The 4,495-nt window shown below is 74.1% G+C and carries 5 protein-coding genes; 4 read left to right on the plus strand and 1 reads right to left on the minus strand.

The window, feature by feature from the left end; translation table 11 throughout:
• From VIU94_RS39345 to VIU94_RS39355, 3 genes are all read left to right on the plus strand, one after another.
• Window positions 1-1,244: aldehyde dehydrogenase family protein (locus tag VIU94_RS39345; RefSeq protein ID WP_331919540.1), on the plus strand; the 1,244-nt coding region annotated here is incomplete at its 5' end.
• A gap of 6 nt (window positions 1,245-1,250) precedes the next feature.
• Entirely contained in the window at window positions 1,251-2,066 is an 816-nt protein-coding gene (locus VIU94_RS39350; RefSeq protein ID WP_331919542.1) for a 3-oxoacyl-ACP reductase, read from the plus strand.
• 52 nt (window positions 2,067-2,118) lie between these two features.
• Window positions 2,119-2,991 carry a DUF2510 domain-containing protein gene (locus VIU94_RS39355; protein WP_331919544.1) on the plus strand — a complete coding sequence of 291 codons (873 nt, stop codon included), beginning with the start codon at window positions 2,119-2,121 and terminating at the stop codon, window positions 2,989-2,991.
• A gap of 15 nt (window positions 2,992-3,006) precedes the next feature.
• On the opposite strand, the gene VIU94_RS39360 is transcribed toward VIU94_RS39355, so the two are convergent.
• A complete protein-coding gene (locus VIU94_RS39360) occupies window positions 3,007-4,209 on the minus strand; it encodes an amino acid deaminase/aldolase (protein ID WP_331919546.1) in 1,203 nt (400 codons plus the stop codon).
• Between the two features lie 92 nt (window positions 4,210-4,301).
• On the opposite strand from VIU94_RS39360, the gene VIU94_RS39365 reads away from it, so the two are divergent.
• Window positions 4,302-4,495 (plus strand): hypothetical protein (locus tag VIU94_RS39365; protein WP_331919548.1); only part of this gene is annotated, 194 nt, incomplete at its 3' end.

Raw genomic sequence — 4,495 nt, forward strand, 5'->3', positions numbered from 1 at the left:
GGGCGGCCGCGGCCCCCGCCGACCGGGCCCGGCTGCTGCGCCGCTTCGCCGCCGTCGTCGACGACCACATCGAGGAACTCGCCCTCCTGGAGGTGCGCGAGGCCGGCCACACCATCGGCAACGCCCGCTGGGAGGCGGGCAACGTCCGCGACCTGCTCGACTTCGCCGCCGGGGGAGTGGAGCGGCTGAGCGGCCGGCAGATCCCGGTGCCCGGCGGCCTCGACGTCACCGTGCTCGAACCCCTGGGCGTCGTCGGCGTGATCGCGCCCTGGAACTTCCCCATGCCCATCGCCGCCTGGGCCACCGCCCCGGCCCTCGCCGCCGGCAACGCCGTCCTCCTCAAGCCGGCCGAGACCACCCCGCTCACCGCCCTGCGGCTTGCCGAGCTCGCCCTGGAGGCCGGACTCCCGGAGGGGCTCTTCCAGGTCCTGCCCGGCGAGGGCGCGGTCGCCGGCGACGCGCTCGTCGTCCACCCCGGCGTCGCCAAGATCGTCTTCACCGGCTCGACGAAGGTCGGAAAGTCGATCATGGCCAAGTGCGCCGACCAGGTGAAGCGGGTGACCCTCGAACTCGGCGGCAAGAGCCCCAACATCGTCTTCGCCGACGCGGACGTCGAGGCGGCGGCGGCCGCCGCCCCCATGTCCTTCCTGGACAACAGCGGCCAGGACTGCTGCGCTCGCACCCGCATCCTGGTCCAGCGGAGCGTGTACGACCGCTTCATGGAGCTGCTCACCCCGGCGATCGAGGAGATCGTCGTCGGCGACCCGGCCGACGAGCGGACCCAGATGGGCCCGCTGATCTCCCGGGCCCAGCTCGACCGCGTCCGCGCGTACGTCCCCGACTCCCTGCCCGGCATCCGCGGCAAGGCCCCCGAGGGCCCCGGCTTCTGGTTCCCGCCGACCGTCCTCACCGACGTCGCCGAGGACGCGCCCTGCGCGGTGGAGGAGATCTTCGGGCCGGTGGCCGTCGTCCTCCCCTTCGAGGAGGAGGAGGACGCGATCCGGCTCGCCAACGCCACGCCGTACGGCCTGTCCGGCTCGATCTGGACCCGGGACGTGGGCCGCGCCCTGCGCGCCTCCCGGGCCGTCCGCGCGGGCAACCTGTCCGTCAACTCCCACTCCAGCGTGCGCTACTGGACCCCCTTCGGCGGCTACAAGCAGTCCGGCCTCGGCCGTGAGCTCGGCCCCGACGCCCTCACCGCTTTCACCGAGACCAAGAACGTCTTCATCAGCACGGAGGCATGAGCACCCATGACCGAGACTGTGACATCTCCCGGGGGTTCCCCCCAGACCCCCGCCATCTGCCGCCGCCTCGTCGGCCGCACCGCCGTCATCACCGGAGCCGGCAGCGGGATCGGCCTCGCGACCGCCCGCCGGTTCGCCTCCGAGGGTGCGAACGTCGTCTGCGGCGACATCGACGAGACCGCGGGCAAGGCGGCCGCGGAGGCCGTCGGCGGCACGTTCGTGAAGGTCGACGTCACCGACCCGGAGGAGGTCGAGGCGCTCTTCAAGACCGCGTACGACACCTACGGCTCCGTCGACATCGCCTTCAACAACGCCGGCATCTCGCCGCCGGACGACGACTCCATCCTGGAGACCGGCCTGGAGGCGTGGAAGCGGGTCCAGGAGGTCAACCTCACCTCCGTGTACCTGTGCTGCAAGGCGGCCATCCCGTACATGCGGCAGCAGGGCAAGGGCTCCATCATCAACACCGCGTCCTTCGTGGCGCGCATGGGCGCGGCGACCTCGCAGATCTCGTACACCGCCTCCAAGGGCGGCGTGCTCGCGATGTCCCGGGAGCTGGGAGTCCAGTTCGCCCGCGAGGGCATCCGCGTCAACGCGCTCTGCCCGGGGCCGGTGAACACCCCGCTGCTGCGGGAGCTGTTCGCCAAGGACCCGGAGCGGGCCGCGCGCCGTCTTGTGCACATCCCGGTGGGGCGGTTCGCCGAGGCCGAGGAGATCGCGGCGGCGGTCGCCTTCCTCGCCAGCGACGACTCCTCGTTCGTGAACGCCGCGGACTTCCTCGTGGACGGCGGGATCTCCGGCGCGTACGTGACCCCGCTGTAGCCGGGGGAGGGCTCCGTTCCGGCCCGCCGAACCCGCCCTCTAGGCTGGCCGGATGAGCATGAACACGCCTGCGGGCTGGTACCCGGACCCGGGGATGCCCGGGACCGAGCGGTGGTGGGACGGCAGCGCGTGGAGCGGGCACACGAGGGCCGCCGGGGGCGGCGGGTACACGCCCGCCGGCCCCACGGCGGTCGTCGTGCCGCCGGCGGCCGGGGGGTCGCGGCGCGGGATGGTCCTGGGCGGGGCGGCGGCGGTCGTGGCCGTCGCCGTGGCCGTGATCGTCGCGGTCGTCGTGTCCGGCAAGGACGAGGAGCCGGCGCCGCCGGTCGCCGGGCCGAGCAATTCCGCCACTGCGCAGCCGAGCGACGACCCGGTGGGGGAGGCCAGCCCGAGCGGCGATCCGACCGTGGTCGTCGACCAGCTCAACGGCATCTCCCTGCCGATCGTCGCCGGCTGGGAGAAGCCCGAGAGCACCGTCGACGACGTGGTCACCGTCAACACGGTCGGCGACTACCAGTGCCCCGGCGACGTCGGCGAGTCCTGCAAGCGCGGCGTCGTCACCTCCCGTACCCCCTCCAGCACCGGCGCCGCCACGCCGGAGGCGCTCGCCAAGGCCGACATCGCCGAGGCCGTGGAGCAGGCGTACGGCGAGGACATCCTCGGCAACAACCCCTACGGCGGCGTCCGTTCGCACGTGGTCCTCGCCTCGAAGCCCACGGTCGTGGCCGGCCGCGACGGCTACCTGGTCCGCTGGCGCGTCGTCACGGGCGCGGGCCCGGGCGGCATCGTCCAGTCCGTGGTCTTCCCGTCCCCGGTGGGCAGCCAGTCCCCGGTCGTCGTCCGCTTCGTGTTCGAGGCGGGCCCGAAGGGGCCGGCGCTGTCGCTGATGGACGAGATCGCGGCGGGGATCAAGGCGGTGGGGTAGCGGGGTGGGGCGGGCTCAGAGGAAGGTCTGCCCCTCGCCGCGGTACGTGGGCACGGACGCCGTGATCCGATCGCCCTCGACGAGGTGCAGCCGGTCGAAGCGCTCGCACAGTTCACCGGCCTTCGCGTGCCGGAACCACACCTTGTCGCCGATCAGCAGGTCGTCGGCGGCGGATCCGAGCAGCGGCGTCTGCACCTCGCCCGGCCCCTCCCGCGGGTCGTAGCGCAGTCCCTCCGGCAGGTACGGGACGGGCAGCCGGTCCCGGCCCGGGGCACCGGAGGCCGGGTAGCCGCCGCCGAGCACGGTCACCACGCCCACGCCGGGACGGCGCACCACGGGCTGGGCGAACAGCGCGGCCGGACGGCCGTCGAACGAGGTGTAGTCGTCGAAGAGCCGCGGCACGTACAGGCCCGAGCCGGCCGCGATCTCGGTCACGGCCTCCTCGGCGGCGGTGTGCTGGACGCTGCCGGTGCCGCCGCCGTTCACGAACTCCAGGTCCGGGGCGACCGCGCGCACCGCACGGACGACGGCTGCGCGCCGGGCGGCGAGTTCCTTGCGCGCGGCGGTCTGCATGAGCCGGATCGCCCGAGAGCGCAGCGGCCGGCCGCCGAGGGCGTCGCCGACGCCCGCGACGTGGCCCTCGTACGCCATCAGCCCGACGAGACGGAAGCCCGGCCGGCGGGCGACCGAGCGGGCCAGCTCGGCGAGCTGTGCGGGTTCGCGCAGGGGCGAGCGGCGGGCGCCGATGCGTACGCGCCCGCCCAGCAGCCACAGGGAGGTGTCCAGCTCCAGACAGACCCGGATCTCCTCGGCGCCGCCGTTGCGGGCGTGGTCGATCAGCTCCAGCTGGGCCGGGTCGTCGATCATCACGGTCACGGCGGCGGCGAGCTTCTCGTCCCCGGCGAGGGCGGCGAAGCCGGCGCGGTCGGCGGAGGGGTAGGCGAGGAGGACGTCCTCGAAGCCGGCACGCGCGAGCCACAGCGACTCGTCGAGCGTGAACGACATGATCCCGGCGAAGCCCTCCCGGGCCAGGACCCGCTCCAGGAGCGCCCGGCACCGCACCGACTTGCTCGCCACCCGGATCGGCTTCCTCGCGGCCCGCCGCACCAGGTCGTCGGCGTTGGCGTCGAACGCCTCCAGATCGACGATCGCCACGGGCGCGTCGAGGTGAGAGGTGGCCCGGTCGTACCGGGCGCGGTCGGCGGCGCGGGGAGTCATGGACCGAGCTTGCCAGAGAGGTCTACACCGGGGTAGTGGGATGATCCGGTCAGATCCCCCGGGGTCCCGCAGGCGCGGGAACAGCCCGTAGAGTGGCGGGCATTGCCAGGCGGTACGAGCACGCGTACGAGTACGTGAACGACAGCGGGGGGACGCGGATGAACACCGACGCGCAGCACGCCCCGCCCCCGGCCACGGCCCCCGTACCCCAGGACCGCCCCCCGCGACCGCCCACCGCACCGCCACATGCCGCCCCGGCCCCCGCGCCGCAGCCCGCGCCTGCGGC

Origin of the sequence: Streptomyces sp., from assembly GCF_036566765.1 — a bacterium.
Lineage (GTDB): Bacteria > Actinomycetota > Actinomycetes > Streptomycetales > Streptomycetaceae > Streptomyces.